Here is a 25,217-nt window from a genome sequence, read left to right on the forward strand (position 1 = left end):
TTCTTTGGTATAGAATACTTACAATAAACTTACTATTAATTTTAAGTAAAAAAAACTTATAAAAGCAAAGAGAATTAGAACTTAAAAAATCGCCTAGTTATTGTGGGTTATTGTAAAGATAATTTTTAATGCATTTTACTGAAAATTTATCAGGATTTAAAGTAGAAAATTAAATTAATTGTGATATTCCTAAAAGGATAACAACTTCCAATGAAAAATAGTAATTTTAAGGGTATACACTAAACTTAAGGCCAAAAAATAATCATAATAATAAATGGAGACACTACTTAATACCTTAAAGAAGTTACTACTAACCTTAATCTTAGGAATTTTATTTCCTGGGATTTGCTTTTCACAAAATATGGTATCTAACAACAAAGAAATAGCTAAAAAAGTAGATTCGATTCTAACTCTTATGACACTTGAAGAAAAAGTTGGACAATTGGTATTATACAACGGAAGTTGGGATGTAACCGGTCCTCCTTCAGATGTTGGAAATAAAGTGAAGTACCAGAAATTAAAAAATGGAGAAGTTGGAGCTATGCTCAATGCTACTTCGGTAGAAGGAACCAAAGCGTTGCAAAAGGCGGTTGTCGAAAATTCTAGACTTAAGATTCCTCTGCTTTTTGGATACGATGTGATTCATGGTTTCAAAACCATCTTTCCTATTCCGTTGGGAGAAAGTGCCAGTTGGGATATGGATGCAATAAAAATATCTGCATCTGTTGCCGCTAAAGAAGCTACAGCAGCAGGAATTAATTGGACCTTTGCACCTATGGTTGATATTTCTAGAGATGCTCGTTGGGGTAGAATTATGGAAGGAGCAGGAGAAGATCCCTATTTAGCATCAAAAATTGCAATAGCAAGAGTAAATGGTTTTCAAGGGGATGATCTTGCACTTAATAATACTCTTGCAGCTTGTGCTAAACATCTGGCAGCGTATGGATTTGCAGAGGGAGGAAGAGATTATAATACTGTGAGTATTGGAGAATATGAGTTGCATAATACAGTTTTGCCTCCGTTTAAGGCTGCAGTAGATGCAGGCGTGGCCACAATGATGAGTTCTTTTAACGAAATTGATGGAATTCCAGCAACCGGGCATAAAGGGCTGCAAAGAGATATTGTGAAAAAATCTTGGAATTGGGATGGTTTTATTGTGTCTGATTGGGCATCGATCGCAGAGATGATATTTCATGGTTATGTTCAGGATCGAACTGAAGCAGCTGAAAGAGCTATGATTGCAGGTAATGATATGGATATGGAAGGAAGAGCCTACGATACTAGTTTGGTGCAATTGGTAAAAGATGGTAAAGTAGAAGAAAAATTAGTTGATGAGGCAGTAAAACGGATACTAACTATTAAATATAGACTGGGGTTGTTCGACGATCCATATAAATACTGTAATGAAGATCGAGAAAAAAATGAAATTTATACCAAAGAACATTTAGAGATTGCTAGAGATGTAGCTCGAAAATCAATTGTTTTACTTAAAAATGAGAATAACATTCTCCCATTAAGTAAAAAAGTTCAGAAAATAGCTGTCATTGGGCCTTTGGCAGATGATAAAGATAGTCCAATAGGTAGTTGGAGAGCACAAGCCCTTCCTAATTCTGCAGTTTCACTTTTAGAAGGAATAAAAACAGCAGTTACTTCTGATACAAAGGTAGAATATCAAAAAGGAGTTGCCCTTGGAGTTGGTGAGCGAAGTTTTATTAGGGAGCTTAAGCTAAATAGGGCTGATTTTAAAGGTATTTCTGGTGCTGTAAAAGTTGCCAAGGAGTCCGAAGTTGTTGTTATGGCATTAGGTGAAGAAGCTTTTCAGTCTGGAGAAGGAAGAAGTCAGGTCGATATTGAGTTAACCGAGCCACAGCAACAACTTTTTGAAGAAGTCTACAAGGTGAATAAAAATATTATTGTGGTTTTAATGAACGGACGTCCTTTGGCTATACCTAATGTTGAAGAAAAAGCGTCAGCCATCGTGGAGGCATGGCACCTAGGATCTCAATCAGGGAACGCCATTGCCGATGTGTTATTTGGAGATTATAATCCTTCGGGAAAATTGCCAGTTTCTTTTCCTAGGCATGTTGGGCAAGTGCCACTATATTACAACGCTAAGAATACAGGTAGGCCTTCTAACCCTGATGGTATGGTTTTTTGGTCACACTATACAGATGAAAAAAATGATCCATTATTTGCTTTTGGGTATGGATTGAGTTATACAAGCTTTGAGTATAAAGATTTAGTTTTAAGCAATTCTTCGTTCTCAAATGGAGGAAACATAAAGGTTACAGTAACCGTTAAAAATACAGGTGGTGTTAAGGGGAAAGAAATTGTACAGTTGTATATTAAAGATCATTTCGGGAGTCTTACCAGACCTGTTAGAGAACTAAAAGGTTTTGAGATGATAGAATTGGCGCCTGGTGAAAGCAAAAAGGTCTCTTTTATTGTTGATGAACGTTTAATTTCTTTTTATACTGCTAATAAGAAATGGGAAGCAGAATCCGGAAAATTTACTGTTTTTGTAGGAGGAGATTCTTTGGCTAGTCTTAAGAGTGATTTTTTATATAAGAACTAAAAGTTGATATAATAGTTAAGTAATTTTCGTAATAAATTTTGATAAATCACATTAAGATTTTTGTAAGGTGTTATCAAAGAAATGTCCTAATCTTACCTCAAAAGATTTGCGTTTATGTGTCTCCTTAAAATGCATCTACTTTAAGAAGAATTTGTCACTTTATTGGGTGTAAGTTCACAAAGTGTAGATGTTAGTAGACATAGGTTAAGAAAAAAGCTTAATTTAGGCTCGAAAGATAATCTGACCAATATTCTCTCATTGGTCTTAAATAACACATAGTCAAACACATTAGGTCATGCGAAAAAAAGTTACATTAAAACAGTTGGCAAGAGAACTTAATCTTTCTATTTCTACTGTTTCTAAGTCGTTGAAAAATGACCCTGAAATAAGTCAGAAAACCATTACTAGAGTTCACGAACTGGCAAATTTTTATAATTACAAACCTAATGCGTTAGCTGTAAGCTTAAAAAGTAGTAAAACCAAAACTATTGGGGTGATACTGCCAGAAATTTTAAATCATTTTTTTGCAAAAGCACTTTTTGGTATCGAAAAACAAGCTGCAGAAAATGGATATAAAATTGTAACCTGTATAACCAATGAGTCTTACCAAAAAGAGGTCGAATACGTAGAAATGTTAAATTATAGCAGTGTAGACGGCTTTGTGGTCGCGTTAAGTCAGGAAACACAAGTGCTTAATAAATTTGATCATTTTCAGGTGTTGAAGCGGGATAATGTTCCCTTCGTTATGTTTGATCGGGTGAGCGATGAGATTGATTGCGATAAGGTAATTGTTGATGATAAAGTGGCGTCTAAAAATGCGATACAATATCTTATAGATTCGGGTTGTAAAAAGATCGCAGTGGTAACCACTATTGGGGATTTAAGTGTAGCTAAACTCAGGTTAGAGGGAGCCAGAGAAGTTGCCAATGCTAACAACGATGTGTCTCTTATAGATTTGCAGGTTAAGGATACTATTTTAGATTTGGTAGAGCAAGATTCTCACAATATAGAAAATGAGATAGAAAAGTTCCTAAAAGAAAACGATCTGGATGCGGTACTTGGTTTAGATGAAACTGCTGCTGCGATAACTATAAATATTTCACATAAACTCGGGTATAAAATCCCACAAGATATTTCCGTAGTAGGGTTTACAGATGGGTTATTGTCAAGGCATTCTTATCCAAAATTAACTACTGTGTCTCAACATGCAGAAGATTTGGGGGCCAAGGCAGCCAAGATTTTGCTTAATCACCTTGATAATGAGGTAGAGAAATATAAACCGCAAACAGAAATAGTAAAAACATCGCTAATCGTTAGGGATTCAACAATGTAATATTATTATTTAACTACGTAAGTTTTTTGATCTGTACCCACCCCCGTAAGTGTAAGTTTTTTCCATTTTTTTGGTAAAACAGGATTTTTCTGAACGATGCCCTCATCGGTTAGATGCAATCCAGCAAATCCGAATATTACGGTTTGTAGCATTCCTCCAGCTCCTGTGGCGAAATAAGGATTATTACTTGTCGCAGCTTCTGCTAGTGCGCCAAAGGGAGGTCTTTTATTAGGTTCATAACTTCTTTTAAATAATCGATATGCATTTTCTGCGTCACCCAGCCGCGCATATATTACTGCAAAAACACTTTGTGCCATGGCGGGGCCTTCTTTGGCGAGTTTAGGTTCATAATACTTTAGGTCTTTCAAAATAGTTGATTTGTCTTTAACAATATTTAAAGGATAAGCGAGTAGATTAACATCTGCTTGTTTTATGATTTCTCCTTTGTAATTATTATGTTCTTTAGTGGTTCCATCTGGTAGTTTATGAATGATTATTTTATCTGAGACAGCATTCCAATTAGGATTTGAACTAATTCCCAGTGCTTCTGCTGCCAAAGTAGCATATCTTAGACAAGTTATAGCAGACCCATTTGTAAACGCATTATCATCAACATTTGGAGCAAACTCATTTGCTCCCACCACATTTTTTATTGAATATGAACCATCAGCATTTGGAGTACTTCGACTGACCCAATAATCAGCAACTTCTTTAAGTAACGGGTAACCTCTTTCTTTTAACCACTTTTTATCTTTGGTCACTCTATAATAATTCCAAAAAGCGATTCCCACATCTGCTGTTATGTGATGTTCAAAAGTACCCGTTAGTGCCCAGGCGGGAGTTGCTTCTTCTCCGGTGTCATCACTCTCCCAAGGAAACATAGCTCCTTTGTACCCAAAATTAATGGCTTTTTTCTTCGCCATCTCTAAGCGATTAGATCTATAATTAACCAAAGATCTTGCAATTCCTTGATTAAAAACTAAAAGAGGAGGGTACATCCATAGTTCAGTATCCCAGAAAATATGACCATTATAATTTTGTGAGCTAAGTCCCATGGGGGCAATACTAAGATCTGAATCTGCTCTAGAGAAGGCATACAGATGATATAGTGCTAAACGAACATCAAGCTGTGATTGAGTGTCTCCTTCTATAATAATATCTCCTTTCCATAGATCCTCCCATAATTTTTGATGTTGTTGTAAAAGATCATTTCTTGGGGTTAATAGATTAAAAATAACAAAACGTTCACTCTCTGTTTGAGGGTCATAAAAATCTTGTGTAGTACACTGTGCAGCGGTCCAAGCAAATTTGTAGGTGGTGCCTTTTTTTACAGATTCTTCAAACGAGATTCTGTTGTCGTACTCTGATATTTTTTGGTGGGTAAGCTTTGGTCTTTGGTTCTCTCTGGTTGAATTGATATGATGCCATATAAATGTTCCAGATGTGGCAACAGTATGCTTTCCAAGTCTACTTTTGGCTACAGTTTGTAGAATTGGCATGGTAGTTTCCAAATCTTTTAAAACTCTAAATGTACTAAGGGGGTTCTGATACTCTTCTGGGGTTTGAATTTTGCCTGTGGTCCTTAAATTGAGGTGTTTTAATGCGGTTATTTCAATATCTATGTATCCAGAATATGGTACATTTCTCAATGCAATAATACTATACGATATCTTTGCAATATCCTTATAAGTGAAAGAAGTGATTAATCTAGCCTCTTTCATATTTATGGTTTGTTTCCAATCGCTGATTTTGGAATTGTCTAGTTTATCACCATTGATCTCTACTTCAAGATTTCCGAAGTTCATTCCCAGTAAAATTTTACTAACTCCTAGAACTGATTCTTTGTCGTATACATTATTGAGTATAATCTTATCGGTTTGAAATATTTGTGCAGAAGGTAAAATCCCGATACGTCCATTGGCAGCAACAATACCAGTATATTGTTCATAATTAGAAACAGATATTTCCCAATCTTGAGATTGTGAAAAGCTTTTAGAAAGGAATAGGAAAAAAACAAGAACTAATAAGGGGAGGTTGATTTTTTTTGCTGACATTTTTCTTTCTTTAGATGTTTTGTGTATATAATAGAATCATTTGAAGTTAATCGATATAACTTCAAAATATGAACTCCAGAAAGTTTGTTAGCGTAGTGCTAAAGTTAAAAAAAAAGAATGTTTTTATGTGCTATCTCTTTCAACTAAATTTGTTTTTAGCTTTATCACTTTTTTGACATGGTTAAATTCATTAGACTCATTAAATTGAGCAATGAGAAGTTCCGCGGCTTTTTCGCCCATTTCAAAGTTAGGCTGAGAGACGCAAGTAAGAGAAGGAACAAAAATATTCCCAAGTCCTAAATCACCAAACCCTATAACTGATATGTCTTCTGGGATTTTGTACCCCATCTTTAATAGAGTTTTCATTGTAAGTAAACCATAATTGTCGGTACAGGTGAAAATAGCATCCGGGGTAGTATTTATAGTATTAAAAAAATGCTGTATCTCATTATCTTCAAATTGTCGTTCTAGTGAGGAACAATGTAATATCAATTCTTCATGTATAGGAATATCATAAGCTCGCATGGCATCTAAATATCCTTTAAACCGATCTTGAAAAACCTTTTTCTCTTTTATACCTCCTATAAACCCAATTTTTTTTCTGCCTTTTTTAATTAAGAATTCAACAGCAGAAAACGAGGCCTTATCATCTTCAATCAAAACATGATCTGCTCCAGAGACCTCTTCCTTTATGTTGTCGAATAACACAACGGGAATACCTTTTTTAATAATACTTCGTATGTGCGTAAAGGTTTCAGTTTCATGAGTTGGGGAAAGAATAATACCATCGACTAGACCTTTCTCAAAAGACATCAGATTTTCTCGTTCAAACTCAAAAGAGTTTCTTGAAGAGCTAATTAGAATTTTGTAATTATGTTCACGTGCGTAATGATCAATTCCTCTGCATACTTCGATAAAAAAAGGTTCATCGTATCTGGGGATAATCACTCCGATAATATTTGTTTTTCCAGAGCTTAAACTTTTGGCAATTTGGTTAGGCATATAACCCATTAGTTCTGCAGTTTCTAGAACCTTTTTTTGAGTACTTAACTTAACCCTAGGATTTTTATCTAATGCTCTGGATACCGTAGCTATAGAAATGTTTAGTTTTCTGGCAATATCCTCAAGTTTAATTCTTCTTTTTTTCAAAATCGATTATAATTTTGTTAAAAAATTATTAATAAAACATCATTTTCACTAAAAATACAATAATACAAACGTTTGCATTTTTTAAAATCAGGTGTTTGCTTTTCAGTTAGATGAATTGTTTAGTAATTTGTAACAGAAGCTAGTAATTATTGAACATTTAGCAATTTAGCTGCTACAAAAATATCTTTTATTGATTATCCCCAAATCTTACAGTTCAGAATTAGTTATGCTTTACTACCAGAGATAAACAATGTAATTTAAAGATAATAAACATTGTTTAAAATGCGCGTGGATTAGTTTTTTTTATAACGCATATTAGATTTGTTTATATGGAGCTTTCTTGGTTCAAAAAAGGAACTATTTATCAAATATATCCTAGAAGTTTTAATGATAGTAATAACGATGGGATTGGTGATTTAAGAGGTATTATAGAAAAATTAGATTATCTAAAGAGTTTACATGTTGATATCCTATGGCTAAGTCCAATTTTTAGTTCTCCAAACGATGATAATGGTTACGATATAAGTGATTATTGCTCAATTATGCCTGAATTTGGTTCTATGGATGATTTTGAAGAACTACTGGAGCAAACACATCAAAGAGGTATGCGCCTGGTATTGGATTTAGTAGCAAATCATTGTTCTGATGAGCATAGATGGTTTGAAGAAGCAAAGAAATCAAAAGATAACCCATATAGAGATTATTTTCATTGGAGAAAACCAGGTAACGATGGAGAGCCACCTAATAATTGGAAGTCTTTTTTTGGAGGTAGCGCTTGGGAGTTTGATGAAGCCTCTGGAGAATATTATTTACATCTCTTTACAAGAAAACAACCAGACCTTAATTGGGAAAACCCAAAAGTGAGACAAGAAATTTATGAAGCAATGAGGTTTTGGCTCGATAAGGGAGTAGATGGTTTTAGAATGGATGTAATACCCTTGATTTCAAAACGAGAAGGATATCCCGATGCTCCAAATGTTGGTTTTAGAAAAGTAATCGAAGATGTTTATGCCAATGGCCCAAGAGTTCATGAATATTTAAGAGAAATGACAGAAAAGGTAATCAGTAAATACGATGCATTTTCTTTGGCAGAAGGAGTAGGGATAAATCATCATGAGGCAGGGTTATATGTTAATCATGATCGTAAAGAACTTAATATGCTATATCATTTCGATATTCTCGAATGTACCATAGTTAATGGGAAATTTGAAGAATCATCTGTTTTTGATTTGGTAAACATGAAACGTATTTTCAAGAGATGGAGGGATGCGATGGGGAACAAAGGGTGGATTGCAAATGCTTTGGGAAACCATGATTTTGCTAGAATGGTATCCCGATTTGGAGATGATAAAAAGTATTGGAAACAATCTGCCAAAATGCTTTTTATGATGCAGGCAACTCAAAATGGAACACTAAATATTTATCAGGGAGATGAAATAGGAATGACCAACATCACACTAGAAAATGTCGAAGAGGTAAAGGATGTACAATCGCTGAATTTCTATGAAGATAATCTAAAGACAAAACGCTACTCAAAAGAAGAAGCTTTACAAATGATTAATAAAGAGGGAAGGGATAATGCACGAACACCAGTGCAATGGAATGATGAAATAAATGGAGGATTTTCTATTAAAGCCCCTTGGCTAAAAACCAACCCTAATTACGATAAGATAAATGTAGAGCGTCAAGAAGATGACGAAGACTCAATTTTAAATTTTTATAGAAAGTTATTAAAAGTGAGAAAGGAAAATGATGTTTTCGTTTATGGCGATTTTGAAGAATTGGATTTTGGTAACCCCAATCTATACATCTACAAGAAATCTTTAGGAGATGATAAAATTATGGTGGTGTTAAATTTTGATGATACTGGAATGGTTTTTAATGCTTCAGAATCGATATCGGAAATATTATTAAATAACTATTCAGATTTTAAGATAGATAACGATGGTAAAATAGACCTTGAGCCGTATCAAGGTGTTATTCTGAAAATAAATTAGAAGAATTATAAGATCTATATGTGCAAACTAGAAAGTGAAATTAGTTTTTGTTTGTTAGCGGAGAATTTCTATTTCATAAGAAATTCTTAAAAAAAGTAACAATAGGGTGTCTATGTCTATTAAGGTTTTGTCTCTTATACTATAATGGTATTGCGAAATCGTTAAAATTTTAATAAAAAAGATAAGGGCATCCTAGTGTTGCTTACACTTTTATATGGTAAATTTAATAACAGTTAAATCATTTTAAATATTAGAAACAATTCAAATTTAAATCAAACTCTATATTATGAAAAGTATGATACTTAAACGACTCATATTCCTTCTTGTATTTTTATCGGGGGGTATGATGTTTGCGCAAATCACTGTTTCTGGAGTGGTTTCAGATCCCAATGGGCCTGTTCCTGGGATTAATGTAATCGTCAAAGGTACTAATCAGGGGGCTAGTACCGATTTTGATGGTAAATATACTATAGACAATGTTGCAGAAGATGCCATATTAGTCTTTAGTTATGTTGGTTTTCAAACGCAAGAAGTTGCAGTTGGAGGACAAACTACAATAAATGTTACCATGGTCGAAGACGCTTCAGAATTAGATGAGGTTGTGGTAGTTGGATACGGTACACAATCGGTAAGAGATGTTACAGGGTCTGTTGCTTCGGTAAAAGCCGAAGACTTTAACAGTGGTGTGATAGCCTCTCCTGAAGAGCTTATTCAGGGTAAAACAGCCGGTGTACAAATTACCCAAACCAGTGGTGAACCTGGGGCTGGGGTAAATATTAGAATACGAGGTACATCTTCGGTACGAGGTAACAATAACCCATTATATGTATTAGATGGGGTACCTTTAAGTGGTTCAGATTCTTCTTCAGGAACTGGAGGAGCAGATATTGGAGGTGCTTCTGCAAAAAACCCTTTAAACTTCTTAAATCCAAGTGATATTGCAAGTATAGATATCTTAAAAGATGCATCTGCTACAGCAATTTATGGTTCAAGGGGAGCCAATGGGGTTGTGATTATTACCACCAAAAAAGGTAAAGCAGGTAAACCTATTCTCGAATTTTCGACATCAATTTCTACTGCTAGTGTTCCTAATCGTGTAGAAGTTTTAGATAGAGCAGGTTTCTTAGCGGCTCAAACTGCCCTTGGAGGTGATTTAAGTGTTTTAGATCAAGGAAGTGATACAGACTGGCAGGATTTAATTTATAGAAATTCATTCTCGTCAAATCATAATGTATCTTATGGTGGAGGAACAGATACAGGTAGATATTTATTATCTCTGAGTTATTCTGATCAAGAAGGTGTTGTAGAAAATAGTGGTTTAGAAAGAATTACGGCAAGAGTGAATTTGTCTCAAAAATTCTTTGATGACAAGTTAAGATTGGCCTCTCAAATCACAGTTTCTGATGTAGATGACCAAAGAGCACCAATCGCTGATAACGCCAATGCTAGAGGTGATTTAATTTCAGCATCTTATTATTCTAATCCTACATTAGCTCCATATGATGCAAATGGAATTCCGACATCTACTGGTTCTCAGGAGCAACTGAATCCGGCTGCATTATTGTTTTATATTCAAGATAATACCAACACTTTCAGAACTTTTGCAAACTTGTCTGCAGAATATGAAATTTTCGAAGGACTTACTTTTAAGACCTTAGTGGGGCTTGATAAATCTGTATCAAGAAGAGCAGGAGCTTATTCTCCAGATTTAGAAATGAATGGAGTACAAGATTTGGGTCGAGCTCAAATAGATGATTTAAATCTTACTACGACACTTTGGGAAAACTATTTTAATTATAATACCGAGATAGGTAGTAATGCCACTTTAGATGCAATTTTAGGATATTCTTTCCAAGAATTTAAGGCGGAAACTACCACCTTAATTGCGGCTGATTTTAGAAATCCTGATCCAGGATTTATGATTAACAATATTGCTTCTGCTCAGGTTTTTGGAGCAAATACTACTGATTTTACCGATGAGTTACAATCCTTTTATGGTAGGGTGAATTATTCATTGATGGGTAAATATTTAGTTACTGCAACACTAAGGGCTGATGGTTCGACTAGATTTGGTCCAGATAGAAAATATGGATACTTCCCATCTTTTGCATTAGCATGGAGATTATCTGAAGAAGATTTTATTCCAAGCAATATATTTAGTGACTTAAAATTAAGACTTGGATATGGGGTTACTGGTAACCAGGAAATTCCAGGAAACCTATATGTACAACGTACCAGATTTGGAACAGGAACTATCGATAATGGAGGTAACTTTATTCCTGGAGGAGAAGGTGCTGTAACATTTAATAATCCAGATCTACAATGGGAGGAAACATCTCAGTTAAATGTTGGTTTAGATTTCGGATTCTTAGATAACAGAATTACAGGTTCTATAGATTTCTATAGAAAAAATACTTCTGATCTGTTAATACAAGTAACAAGTGCTCAGCCGGCTGTTACTCCATTCGTTTGGAACAATCTTGATGCTGATGTTATTAACCAAGGGGTAGAATTTGCGATCAACGCAGAGGCTGTAAGAACAGAGAATTTTACTTGGAACACGCAGTTTAATATTTCTTACAACAAAAATGAGGTTACCAATTTTAATGAAGCACCAATTAATACAGGACAAATTGATGGTCCTGGTTTAACAGGAGCATTCGCGCAGCAGATAGCAGACGGAAGACCGTTATATGCTTATTTCTTAAGAGAATTTACAGGTTTCGATAGTAATGGTATTGCTCAATATGCAGGTGGAGATGTACAAAGGTTTACAGGAGATAGCCCATTACCAGACTTTAATTTAGGTTTTACAAATACATTTAAGTATAAAAACCTTGATTTAAGTCTGTTTTTTGCAGGACAATTTGGACATAAGATTTATAACAATACTGCCAACGCATTGTTTACTGTAGCCAATTTATCACAGGGTAGAAACGTATCTACAGATACTGCTGCTTTAATAGGAACAGAAGATCCTTTTAATGCTGGTGATGTTTCTACCAGATTTTTGGAAGATGGATCTTTCTTAAGGTTACAGAACGTTACTCTTGGATACAACTTCGATATGAATAACTCTAAAATCATCGATAGATTTAGAGTGTATGCAAATGCTCAAAACCTATTTGTGATCACAGATTATAGTGGTCAGGATCCTGAGGTTTCGGTTAATAAGCAAATAAACGGTGTTCCATCAATAGGAATCGATTACACAGCCTATCCTAGACCGAGAACCTTCACATTAGGATTAAACGTAACATTTTAGTATATTTTAGTAAAAAACGAAAAATGAAAAATTTTAAATTTAAATCGGGAGCAATGATCTTTGCAGGCGTTCTGATATTTTCTTTCGGAGCTTGTACAGACTTAGAACCATCATTCGATGACTCCATACCAGCTGAAGACGCGTCAGGTGCGTTCACTGGTGTAGACCCAACTAACTTTTTAGAATCAGCATATAACGATATTGAAGGAATGGGAGACCAGGCCAATACTTATGCTTTATTAGAAGTGTCATCTGACGAACTTGTGGTACTTACAAGAGGCGCAGACTGGGGAGATAATGGAATTTGGAGAACTATGCACCAACATACTTGGGATGCAAACCACCAACATATTCTAACCGCTTGGAACAACAGAAATGCCGCAGTATTTAGATGTAATCAAATCATCGCACCAGAATCTGGAGCATCACCAGAGCAACTGGCTCAAGCCAAGGTGTTGAGAGCACTAAATATGTTTTATGTAATGGATTTCTTTGGTCAGGTACCTTTTAGGGACGTAAACGATGGTATCGATGTAGATCCTAGAGTACTTACAAGAGCAGAAGCATTTGATTTTATTGTTCAGGATCTTACAGAAGCATTACCTAATTTAGGTTCAGATGTGGGAGAAATCTTTACTGCTGATCGAGGTTTTGCAAACTTTATGCTAGCTAAACTATATCTTAATAAAGAAGTATACACAGGAAGTGCAGATGCTTCAGATTATACTAGAGTAATAGAAGCCTGCGATGCGATCACGGCAGATGGATATACTTTGGATGCCGAGTATTTTGAAATCTTCAAACCAGGTCATGCCAATCAAGAAATCATTTTAGCACTTGATACCTTTACAGGTAATAGAGTTTGGAATATACTTCACCCTAATCAAGGAGGATGGAATGGTTTTGCTACCCTTGCTGAAGTATATGACTCTTTTGAAACAGGAGATATTCGCTTAGGAACTCCCAGTTCTCCTACTGAAGGATTTGGTACAGGAATGCTAATCGGTCAACAATATGATGCCGATGGAACTGCGTTGACCGATAGAGGAGGAAATGCTCTTGTATTTACAAAAGATTTCCCCACAGGTATTAGTGGTAACAACGAACGTACAGGGGTAAGGCCTATGAAATATACTGAGGAAGGAGACGATGGAAAACCAAGTCCAGGTAACGGTACTGTATTGGCAAGATATGCAGATGTATTGTTGATGAAAGCTGAAGCAATTATGAAAGGTGGGACTTCTGCTGAAACTGCTGAAAGTATAATAGATAACTTGAGAACGTTAAGAGGAGTAAGCGCAAATGGAAGTTATACCATGGCAGAACTACTTGATGAGAGAAGAAGAGAATTATGGGTAGAAGGTTGGAGAAGAAATGACCAAATTAGATTTGGTACTTTTAACGAAACTTGGGACATGAAAGAAAACACAGAAACTTTCAGAGTATTATTCCCAATTCCTGCTACCGCAGTAGCTACCAATCCTAATTTATCACAAAATACAGGATATTAATTAGATAAAAATTTATTTGATGTAAATTACTAAGCCCTTCAAGAACGAAGGGCTTAGTTAATTACATAATTTTTTGATGTGAATAGTCTTCGTAAAGGTATATTTATTAGATTCAAAATTCTTGTTATCAGTTGGTTATTGGTTTCTTGTTATAAAGAAAAGCAACCCTTTTTGTTTCAAATTAAAGATAATAAGGACACGGGCATACAGTTTGCCAATACGCTGAAAAACACTCCAGAATTAAATATTCTTACCTATCTGTATTATTATAATGGTGCTGGTATTGGAGTTGGAGATTTTAATAATGACGGCTGGGAAGATTTATATTTTGTCGCCAATCAAGGTGCAAATCATTTATACTTAAACCAAAAAAACCTTCAGTTTAGAGAAGCAACTCCTGAGATTTTAAAGGACGAAGAAGGATGGTCGACAGGAGTTTCAGTCATTGATGTTAATCATGACGGATGGCAAGATATTTACCTCTGTAAAGTGAGTGGTTTTCTGGGGATAACAGGTAAAAACAAACTATTCATAAATCGTGGGCCAGATCAAAATGGGATTCCGGTTTTTGAAGAACAAGCCAGTAACTACAATTTAGATATTGCTTCACTCGCCACACAATCATCTTTTTTCGATTACGATAAAGATGGAGACCTAGATATGTTTTTGCTTAATCATTCGGTTCATCCTAATAGAACCTATGGTAGAGGAACAAAAAGAAAACAAATCGATTCGTTGTCTGGAGATCGATTGTATAGAAATGACGATGGTGTTTTTATGAATATTTCTGGTAAAGCCAAAATTTATCAAGGTAAAATTGGGTACGGATTGGGAATTGCCACAGGTGATTTGAACAATAATGGTTTTTCAGATTTGTACATTGGAAATGATTTTTTTGAAAATGACTATTTGTATATCAATCAAAAAAATGGAGAGTTTAAAGAGCTTGTTACCAAAGAAAAAGGCAAAATTGGGCATACTTCACACTTTTCTATGGGTATCGATATTGCTGATATTAATAATGACGGCTTAAATGATATTATTTCGCTAGATATGTTACCAGAAGATTTAGAAACCTATAAAGCTTCAGGTACAGAATATGGGTATACTACCTATAATCAATATTTGAAAAATGGATACCAACCGCAATACATGCAAAACACCCTACAGCTCAATCGAGGAGGAAATACTTTTAGTGAAATAGCTTTTTATTCAGGGATAGCAGCTACAGAATGGAGTTGGGCTCCGCTTATTGCAGATTTAGACAACGATGGATATAAAGATATATTTATTTCGAACGGAATAAAAGGAGCTACGAATGATATGGATTTTATAAGTTTTATCGCAAATGAAAAAATCCAAAAAAGAATCAATAAGGGGATGAAAAGTGAAGACCTCTCATTGATTAAAGAATTACCAGATAAGAAAGCATCAAATTATTTTTATAAAAATAATGGGGATTTGACCTTTAAGAATATGTCGAGCTTGTGGTTGCAAAACAAAAAATCATATAGCAATGGTGCAGTGTTTTCAGATCTTGATAATGACGGAGATTTAGACATTATTACCAATAATATAGACGAAGATGTTTTTGTTTATGAGAACAAAGCCAATGAGCTGATAAAAAACAACTTCATAAAAGTAAAACTCAAAAGTTCAGATAATAACCCTGATGCTGTCGGTTCAAAAGTTACGCTCTTTGCAAATAATGAGATGCAAGCTTATGAGAATTATAGAACAAGAGGGTATCTGTCATCGGTTTCTGGAGATATCCATTTTGGACTTGGTAATCAAACTAGTATTGACTCTATAGTGGTGCATTGGCCTAATGGCAATGCCGAAACCTTTAAAGATTTAAAAATTAATTCGGTTAATGTACTCGAAAGAACTGGTAGAGGTGATAAAGGTTCAAAAAGGGAAAGAATCGTGAGTTTTATAAAAAATGATTCGTGTTTTATACCATGGGAGCATAAAGAATTTGAGACTAAAGATTTTACTAGTGAACCCTTGGCTCCTTATGCAATTTCTAACGAAGGTCCTCATGTTTCGGTGGTAGATGTTAATCAAGATGGTTTAGACGATATTTTTATTCCCGGAGGAAGATTTGATGCCTCAGAGTTGTTAATTCAGCAAGTAAACGGAGAATTTGAGAAAAGTATTCAGTCTGTTTTTGAAGAAGATATCAAATTTGAAGATATTGTTCAGACATTTGTCGATATAGATGGCGATCAAGATTTGGATTTGGTGATTTTGTCTGCCGGAAATGAAACTTTTTCCGAGTATAGAGGTACACCTAGAATATATAAAAATGAAGGAGGTAAGTTCATAAAATTCGATAGCGGTATAGAAGATATAAAAACGAATGGATCTACTGTAACATCGGCCGATATAGATCTAGATGGAGATATAGACCTTTTTATAGGCTCTAATACTGTGCCAGGAAGATATGGAAAAACACCCCAGAATTATCTTATGCTTAATAATGGTTCTGGAGAGTTTAGTGATGTAACAAATAGTTATGCTAATCAACTCGACCAGATAGGGATGGTTTTTGATGCTAATTTTGTAGACATAGATCAAGACGGAGATTCAGATTTAATAGTTGTAGGACACTATATGCCTATTTCTGTTTTTCTGAATAACGGTAAAGGACATTTTGAAAATAGTACACCAGATACACTTCAGAAAACAAATGGGTGGTGGAATTGTGTAGAAGTTGCTGATATGGATAATGATGGGGATCTCGATATTTTAGCAGGTAACTGGGGACTCAATTCAAGGCTATCAGCCTCTTTAGATGAGCCTATACAGCTGTATAGAAATGATTTTGATGGTAATGGTAAAGTAGATCCAATTGTAACTTATTTTTATAGAGGTAAAGAAACTCCCATAGCCACAAAAGATGAACTCAGTAAGCAAATACCGACACTAAACAAAAAATTCCTGTCTTACGGTGATTTTGCAAAAGCCAATTTTGAAAGTTATTTCCCCAAAAGTAAAATTACATCGGCTCAGAAAAAAGAAGTATATACACTGGCAACCACATATTTTGAAAATAAAGGAAACCTTACTTTTGAGAGTATAGTACTTCCCTGGGAAACACAAATTTCATCTGTACATGACATGTGTGTAGATGATGTAAATGGAGATAATTTTCCTGATATTATTTTAGGCGGAAACACCTATGAGATCAATACACAATTAAGTAGATTAGATGCTTCTTACGGAAGTTTATTAATCAACGATGGTAAAGGGAATTTTAAGGATATGGCTACAAAAGATTTTAAAATAACAGGAGCGGTTAGATCTATTCAAAAACTTAAGGTGAACGAAGAAGAATACTTTCTTTTTGGAATAAACAATGACAGCTTACAACTAGCAAAAAAAATTAAAAATTAACATGCGATCATCACTAAAAATATTGATTTTAGGGCTTTTTATTTTTTCGTGTAAACAGCAAACAACAGAGGTTTCAACTTCAACTTCCGAAGAAAAGTTATTTACAAAATTGTCATCAGATCAAACGCACATTAACTTCATTAATGAAGTGCAAAATGAAAGAGATTTCAATATTTTCAAATACCGGAATTTTTATAATGGAGGAGGTGTAGGAATAGGAGATATTAATAATGATGGTTTGGCCGATGTCTATTTAACCGCCAATAGAGGAAACAATAAATTGTTTTTAAATAAAGGGGGTTTTAAGTTTGAAGATCTAAGCGAAACATCGGGAACGACAGGAAAAAATTCTTGGTCTACAGGTGTGGTGATGGTAGATATTAATGCCGATGGGTTATTAGATATTTATGTGTGTAATGCTGGAAATGTAGAAGGGGATGATCAAAAAAACGAATTGTTTATTAATAATGGAGATCTTACGTTCACCGAAAAGGCAGCCGAATATAATTTGGCAGATTGCGGTTTTACAACGCATGCTGCTTTTTTCGATTATGATAGAGATGGGGATCTTGATGTATATATCCTTAATAACAGTTTTATACCAGTAAGTAGTTTGGGATTTGTAAACAAAAGAAATCTAAGAGCTGAGGACTGGGATCTACCTCCAATCTTAAAAGGAGGCGGAGATAAACTTTTACGTAATGATGACGGTGTTTTTAGGGATGTGAGTGAAGAGGCCGGAATCTACGGTAGTTTAATTGGTTTTGGACTAGGAGTTACTATAGGTGATGTAAATAAAGATTTGTTACCAGATATTTATGTTTCAAACGACTTTTATGAGAGAGACTACCTCTATATCAATCAAGGAGATGGGACTTTTAGTGAAGAAATAAAAGACTGGGTTGAGCATTTAAGTATTTCTTCTATGGGTGCAGATATGGCAGATATTAATAACGATGGGTATCCAGAGATTTTTGTAACCGATATGTTGCCAGAAGAAGATCAAAGGTTGAAAGAAACCAGTGCCTTCGAAACTTATGATGTGTTCAACCTTAAAAAAAACAGAGATTTTTATAACCAATTCATGCAAAACTCATTGCAGTTAAACAATCAGGATAATACCTTTTCTGAGATCGCTTTTTACGGAGGTGTAGCACAAACCGATTGGAGTTGGGGAGCATTGTTGTTTGATATGGATAATGATGGGTATAGAGATATTTATGTGAGCAATGGTATATACCATGATCTTACCGATCAGGATTTTATGAATTTTTTCGCCAATGATATCATTCAAAAAATGACGCTTACAGGTAAAAAGGAAGAAATAGATGGTATTATCAATAAAATGCCATCAAATCCTATTCCCAATTATGCTTTCAAGAATGGTGGAGATCTAAGTTTCTCAGATGTTACAAAAGATTGGGGGTTCGATGAACCCACGTTTTCAAATGGATCGGCCTATGGGGATTTAGATAACGATGGAGACCTAGATTTGATTGTAAGTAATTTTAATGCCGAAGTTTTCGTGTATCGAAATAATACCGAAAAAGAGAATAACAATTACATCAGGCTAAAGGTAAAAGGAGAAGGGCAAAATACATATGCTATAGGGAGTGTAGTTGAAGTTTTTAGTGAAAATGAAATTATACGGCAAGAACTAATTCCAACTAGAGGTTTTCAATCTTCAATAGACTATGTAATGACTATCGGTATGGGGAAAGATCGAAAACCAGATTCATTGCGTATCGTATATCCCAACGGAAAATCTGAAACGTTGCATGATGTTGCTTTAAATACTTTGATCGAAGTAGATCAGAAAGAAGCACAAAATGTTACTGATGAGGTTGCCCATACCGCTAAGATATTTTTTACAACGCAAAATCAGGATATAGCAGCACATAAAGAGGATCATTATGTAGACTTTGATTATGAGGGACTCATTTATAAAATGCAATCTAAAGAAGGACCTGCTATAGCAGTTGCAGATGTAAATAATGATGGTAATCAGGATGTCTTTGTCGGAGGAGCATTTAAACAGCAGGGCGTTTTGTATTTTCAAAATAGTAAAGGAGAACTACAGTTGTCAGGTTTTACTACTGAAGACTTTTTTGAAGATACTGCTGCCGCTTTTGGAGATATTGATGGTGACCAGGACCTCGATTTGATCGTTGGATCAGGAGGAAATTTTAAAGGAGCAAGAACAGGGGTAAGATATTATGTGAATGATGGTCAAGGAAATTTTTCAAGAGGAGACATTATTTTACCATCAAGTAGTAATATCTCGACCGTTAGATTGTTTGATTATGATCAAGATAATGATTTAGATATTTTTGTTGGAAGCCTTAGTGAAGTGGGAACATACGGAGTTACTCCTAAAAGTTTTTTGTTGCAAAATAATGGGAAAGGAGGGTTCAAAAATGTTACAGCTTCATATGCTCCAGAGCTCACGAGCTTAGGAATGATTACAGATGCTACATGGAAAGATGTAGATGCCGATGGTAAAGCAGACCTCATTGTGGTTGGAGACTGGATGAGTCCAAAAATTCTAAAAAATGATGGTACTAGATTAAAACTTACTACTTCCAACTTAGATGATACTTCAGGATGGTTTCATACTGTAAAAGCTGAGGATCTCGATAATGATGGAGATATCGATTTGATATTAGGAAATCGTGGATTAAATGGAATTTATGAGGCTACTTCTGAAAAACCTATGAAAGCTTTTATCTGTGATTTTGATAATAATGGCACCATAGAGCAAATTTTCACCCAAACCATAGATGGTAAGGACATTCCAATACACTTAAAAAATGAAATAACCAGACAGATCAACTCATTGAAGAAGCAAAACCTTAAATTTTCAGAGTATGCAACAAAATCAATTCAAGAATTGTTTTCTCCAGATATTCTAAAAAAAGCTTCGGTAAAACAAGTAAATACTTTTGCAAGCTTGGTTGCCTATAATGACGGTCAAGGTAATTTCGAAATCAAGATGTTACCGGTATCAGCTCAGCTGTCTTGTATTAACGATGTAGAGACTATTGATCTTAACCAAGATGGGATTTTAGATCTTATTTTGGGAGGAAATAATTACAACTTTAAACCTCAGTTCTCTAGATTGGATGCAAGTCGGGGAGTAGTTCTAATTAGTAGAGATAAACAAAGTTATGAAGAACAAAAGTCTACAGGATTTTTGATAGAAGGTGAAGTAAAATCTCTCAATTGGGTAGAAAATAGTTCTAAGGAAAAATATTTGTTTACCGCTTTAAATAATGAATCTCCAAAAATATTTAAGCTGAATGAGTAAACTGTGGTACATAGTAAATCTTCTAGTACTTTTTCTCGTAGGCTGTACGCAAAAACAGGAGCAAAATACTCTATTTGTAAAGGTACAATCTAAAAATAGTAACATAACTTTTCAAAATAATTTAATGGCAACAGATAGCCTTAATATTTTGGATTATTTGTACTTCTACAATGGTGCGGGAGTGGCTGTTGGGGATATCAACAATGATGATTTAATCGATGTGTTTTTTACCTCTAATCAAGGTAAAAACTCCTTGTATCTTAATAAGGGAAACTTTCAATTTGATGATATTACTAAGCAAGCAGGTGTAGGAGGAAATTCAGATTGGAATACGGGTACAGTTATGGCCGATGTAAATGGTGATGGGTATCTAGATATTTACGTTTGTGCAGTATCCGGTATACAAGGGCTTAAAGGAAAGAATGAACTGTTTATCAATAATCGCAATGGTACATTTACAGAACAAGGAGAACAATACCAGCTCGATTTTGAGAATTATTCAACGACTTCTGCTTTTTTCGATTATGATAATGATGGAGATTTAGATATGTATTTACTCAATCATGCCGTACATACACAAAATTCATTTGGTAAAGCTAGTATACGTAATAAAAGAGACTATAAAAGTGGAGATAAATTGTTGCGTAACGATGGAGAGGTTTTTACAGACGTTAGCCAGGAAGCAGGAATATTTGGAGGAGCTAATGGCTATGGGTTGGGGATTGCAACTTCAGACTTTAATAATGATGGATTTGTAGATATTTATGTAAGTAATGATTTTCATGAAGATGATTATTATTATATCAATAATGGAGATGGAACGTTTTCAGAAAAACTGAAAGAAAAATTCGGACATACCAGTCGTTTTTCAATGGGTAACGATGTAGCCGATATCAATAATGATGGGTATATGGATATGCTCACGTTAGATATGGCTCCAGAAGATGAAAAAGTACTAAAAGCCTCTGTTGGAGATGAAACTATAGATATGCTCCAAATGAGAACAAAACAATTGGGATATCATTATCAGTATGCTAGAAATATGCTACATATTAATCAAAGTGGCGCTTTTTTCTCCGAAACGGCTTTATTGAGTGGGATTTCTGAAACCGATTGGAGTTGGTCGGCACTTTTTGCAGATTATGATCAAGATGGTAACCAAGATGTTTTTATATCTAATGGAATTCCTAAAAGACCAAATGATTTAGACTACATTAAGTTTATTTCTAATGAAAAAATTAAGGATAAACTTACCACTACAAAATTGATAGATCGGGAAGCACTAAATATTATGCCAACCGGAGCGGTACAAAATTATATATTCAAAGGCGAAAAGGGAATACGGTTTACCAATCAAACATTGCAATGGCTTCCAAAAGATAGTATTATATCTACCGGGAGTGCATATGCAGATTTAGATAATGATGGAGATTTAGATGTAATAACTAATAATCTAAATGCAAAGGCTACAATTTTTGAAAACAAAGTAGATACAACCGCAAATTATTTAAAACTGAAATTTGTCTACAAAAAGCCTAATCCGTTTGGTATTGGAACCAAAGTTATCTCATACCATCAGGGTAAAATGCAATACAAACAGTTGTATACCTCACGAGGTTTCCAATCTTCGTCAGAACCCATAATTCACTTAGGCTATAAAGATGCTAAAATGGTCGATTCTTTAAAAATAATCTGGCCAGACCATACTATTCAAGTGGCAGAGAAGATAAAAACGAATCAAACGCTTACCATTAAAGTACTACATAAGCGAGATAAGGTAAACTACCCCTTGTTATTTACTAAGCCAAAAAAATGGTTTAGGAAGGTAGATAGTATTCCCGGATTAAAGTATACTCACAAAGAGAATAATTATCAGGATGTAAATAGGCAAAAGTTGATTCCTTATAAAATTTCAGATAAAGGACCTGGTGTAGCAGTGGGGGATATTAATGCCGATGGGAGAGATGATATTTTCTTCGGAAGTGCCAAACATAAAACATCGAAGTTGTTTTTACAGACCAATGAGGGATTTGTAGAAGAGTTTACTTCACTTTTTACAGCTTCTAAAACCCAGGAAGATGTTGTTGCATTTATCGAAGATTTTAATAATGATAATATCAATGATTTACTGGTAGGAACAGCAGGAGGAGAATTTTTCGGAACGTCTAAACAGTTGTTGGATCGATTGTATATCAATAAGGGTGAAACTCTTATGCAAAATCAATTGGTAGATGTTTTTGAACAAACTTCTGTTATCGAACCGTGTGATATAGATAACGACGGAGATTTAGATCTTTTTGTGGGAGGATATGCCGTTTCTAATGATTTTGGAAAACTACCTAATTCTTATATCTTGAAAAATGATAATGGAAGTTTTAGTGTAGACAATGTTGAAGAGCTTGAAACTTTAGGAATGATAACTGATGCTATATGGACCGATTTTAATGAGGATGATATTCCAGATTTGATCACTGTTGGAGAATGGACTTCTCCTCAGTTTTTTGAAAATCAAAAAGGGAAATTGACTAATGTGACAACAACTGTACTGAAAGAAAAACTAAACGGATTATGGCAAACAATTCAACCATTCGATATCGATAATGATGGAGATGTAGATTATATGCTCGGGAATTATGGTTTGAATACCAAGTTTAGAGCCACAGAGCAATTTCCATTGCGAATGTACTACGGAGATTTTGACGGTAATCAAAAGACTGAAACAATACTGGCACAAGAAAAGGATGCTAAATATTATACACTTTTGGGGTTAGATGATCTTGCAGGGCAAATGAATTTTTTACGTAAAAAATTTACAAGTTATAAAAGCTTTGCAGGTAAAACTATGGAAGAAATATTCGATAAGAAAACCTTAGATAATGCTAGGCTGTTTGAGGTGCATCAACTGGCTTCAGGGTATCTCAAGAATGAACAAGGAACTTTTGCATTTGTACCCTTTGATGATGAACTGCAAGTTGCACCTATGACCAAAATGATAAGTTACGACTTTGATAAAGATGGTTCCAAAGAGGTTCTAATGGCAGGTAATTACCATGGCCTTATTCCATTTCATGGCCGTTTCGACGGTTTTCCTGGCGCTGTTGTTAAGAATGATAAGGAAATGATTACAGGTGACGATACTGGTTTGAATTTTACACAAAAATCTGTAAGAAGTTTAAATATGATTAATTTTAAGGGAATAGATTATCTCTTAGTGACAATGAACAATGAAAAAATCGAAATTTATGCAATCAACGAATAGAACAAGTTTTCAATTGAAAAAGAAGATATATCTCCTGAGTAAAGTTTCTATGTTTATTTTGGGATTACTTATGACTTGTACTTCGTGTGAAAAGGAGTCAAAACCGATTTCGTTAAATCAGGAAGATTATCATAAAGTAGTAGATAAGTTAACTGAGGTTATTGTACATGATATCTTCTCTCCCCCTGTGGCGAGTAGAATATATAATTATCCTAATATAGCAGCGTATGAGATTATAAGACAGGAAAATCAAAAATATAAATCTCTAGCGAGCCAATTACATGGTTTAGAAACCGTTCCAGCTGCAGATACCACCAAAATAGTAAACTATAAAGTAGCTGCTTTGATAGCTTATCTAGATGTTGGGAAGGAACTGATCTTTTCAGAAGATAAAATAGAAAAATACAGAGATAGTTTGTATGCCTCATGGGGTGCAATAAATGAACAAAGCTTCAAAAATTCAAGAGATTATGGTCTACAAGTAGCAAGTCATATTAAAAAGTGGATAACTACAGATAATTATGCCCAAACCAGAACGATGCCTAAGTTTTCGGTTAATACAGATGATCCTGCAAGATGGCAGCCAACACCTCCAGATTACATGGACGGCATAGAACCTCATTGGCGAGAGATACGCCCATCGATTATAGATTCTGCATCACAATTTACACCCAAAGGACATCCTGATTTTTCTTTAGAAAAAGACTCACCTTTTTTTAAGGAAGTATTAGAAACATATGAAGTCGGAAATACAATTAAAGATGAAGGAGAAACCTCTGAGAAAATTCAAATCGCAAGGTTTTGGGACTGTAATCCTTATGTGTCTACTCATAAGGGACATTTAATGTTTGCTACCAAAAAAATCACTCCTGGTGCACATTGGATTGGAATCTGTAAAATAGCCTGTCAGAAAACCCAATCAGATTTTAACCAAACGGTATATGCATATACCAAGACATCTATAGCCATTGCAGATGCTTTTATAAGCTGTTGGGATGAAAAATACCGAAGTAATCTTATTAGACCAGAAACACTAATTAATCAACATATCGATGAGAATTGGGAACCTGTTTTACAAACTCCTCCATTTCCTGAATATACTAGTGGACATTCGGTGGTTTCTGGTGCTGCTTCAACGGTTTTGACCGATATTTTTGGGGATGGTTTTGCATTTAATGATACTACGGAAGAACCATATGGGTTACCTATTCGATCCTTTATATCTTTTCATCAGGCGGCCGAAGAAGCGGCCATAAGTAGATTATATGGAGGGATCCATTATCGCGCAGCGATTGATCTTGGATTAGAACAAGGGAGATCATTGGGAAAATTTGTGGTGCAAAATCTTAAAATGACAAACTAAGGTTG

Annotated in this window: 11 protein-coding genes; 9 read left to right on the forward strand and 2 right to left on the reverse strand. The window is 34.8% G+C overall.

Features of this window, described 5'->3' with window-relative positions; all coding sequences use genetic code 11:
* Positions 1-274 precede the first annotated feature (274 nt).
* Positions 275-2,575 (forward strand): beta-glucosidase BglX, encoded by a 2,301-nt coding sequence (gene bglX, locus M0D21_RS06130; protein WP_248327569.1) that lies wholly within the window; start codon positions 275-277, stop codon positions 2,573-2,575.
* 295 nt (positions 2,576-2,870) lie between these two features.
* On the forward strand, positions 2,871-3,908 hold the full coding sequence (locus M0D21_RS06135; protein ID WP_248327570.1) for a LacI family DNA-binding transcriptional regulator: 1,038 nt from the start codon (positions 2,871-2,873) through the stop codon (positions 3,906-3,908).
* A gap of 5 nt (positions 3,909-3,913) precedes the next feature.
* Here M0D21_RS06135 and M0D21_RS06140 read toward each other — a convergent pair whose 3' ends face one another.
* Both M0D21_RS06140 and M0D21_RS06145 read right to left on the reverse strand, forming a co-directional pair.
* Positions 3,914-5,962, reverse strand: coding sequence for a glycosyl hydrolase family 95 catalytic domain-containing protein (locus tag M0D21_RS06140; protein ID WP_248327571.1), 2,049 nt, complete (start codon positions 5,960-5,962; stop codon positions 3,914-3,916).
* Between the two features lie 123 nt (positions 5,963-6,085).
* Complete coding sequence (locus M0D21_RS06145; RefSeq protein ID WP_248327572.1) at positions 6,086-7,111, reverse strand: LacI family DNA-binding transcriptional regulator; 1,026 nt, start codon at positions 7,109-7,111, stop codon at positions 6,086-6,088.
* Positions 7,112-7,440: 329 nt separating this feature from the next.
* On the opposite strand from M0D21_RS06145, the gene M0D21_RS06150 reads away from it, so the two are divergent.
* The 7 genes from M0D21_RS06150 to M0D21_RS06180 all read left to right on the forward strand — a co-directional run bounded on the left by M0D21_RS06150 (position 7,441) and on the right by M0D21_RS06180 (position 25,212).
* Entirely contained in the window at positions 7,441-9,108 is a 1,668-nt protein-coding gene (locus tag M0D21_RS06150; protein WP_248327573.1) for a glycoside hydrolase family 13 protein, read from the forward strand.
* 286 nt (positions 9,109-9,394) lie between these two features.
* Positions 9,395-12,373: a SusC/RagA family TonB-linked outer membrane protein gene (locus M0D21_RS06155; protein ID WP_248327574.1), complete on the forward strand. Its 2,979-nt coding sequence runs from the start codon at positions 9,395-9,397 to the stop codon at positions 12,371-12,373.
* A gap of 23 nt (positions 12,374-12,396) precedes the next feature.
* Positions 12,397-13,884: a RagB/SusD family nutrient uptake outer membrane protein gene (locus M0D21_RS06160; protein WP_248327575.1), complete on the forward strand. Its 1,488-nt coding sequence runs from the start codon at positions 12,397-12,399 to the stop codon at positions 13,882-13,884.
* A 171-nt stretch (positions 13,885-14,055) separates the two neighbouring features.
* Positions 14,056-17,283: a VCBS repeat-containing protein gene (locus tag M0D21_RS06165; protein ID WP_248327576.1), complete on the forward strand. Its 3,228-nt coding sequence runs from the start codon at positions 14,056-14,058 to the stop codon at positions 17,281-17,283.
* Between the two features lies 1 nt (position 17,284).
* Positions 17,285-20,590 carry a VCBS repeat-containing protein gene (locus tag M0D21_RS06170; RefSeq protein ID WP_248327577.1) on the forward strand — a complete coding sequence of 1,102 codons (3,306 nt, stop codon included), beginning with the start codon at positions 17,285-17,287 and terminating at the stop codon, positions 20,588-20,590.
* 124 nt (positions 20,591-20,714) lie between these two features.
* The gene (locus tag M0D21_RS06175) at positions 20,715-23,849 is read left to right on the forward strand and encodes a VCBS repeat-containing protein (protein ID WP_317249801.1); all 3,135 of its coding nucleotides are present in this window, start codon (positions 20,715-20,717) and stop codon (positions 23,847-23,849) included.
* Positions 23,833-25,212, forward strand: coding sequence for a vanadium-dependent haloperoxidase (locus M0D21_RS06180; RefSeq protein ID WP_394802450.1), 1,380 nt, complete (start codon positions 23,833-23,835; stop codon positions 25,210-25,212). The genes M0D21_RS06175 and M0D21_RS06180 overlap by 17 nt, the downstream gene beginning before the upstream one ends.
* Positions 25,213-25,217: the final 5 nt, after the last annotated feature.

It is taken from the genome of Aquimarina acroporae (genome assembly GCF_023195925.1).
Lineage (GTDB): Bacteria > Bacteroidota > Bacteroidia > Flavobacteriales > Flavobacteriaceae > Aquimarina > Aquimarina acroporae.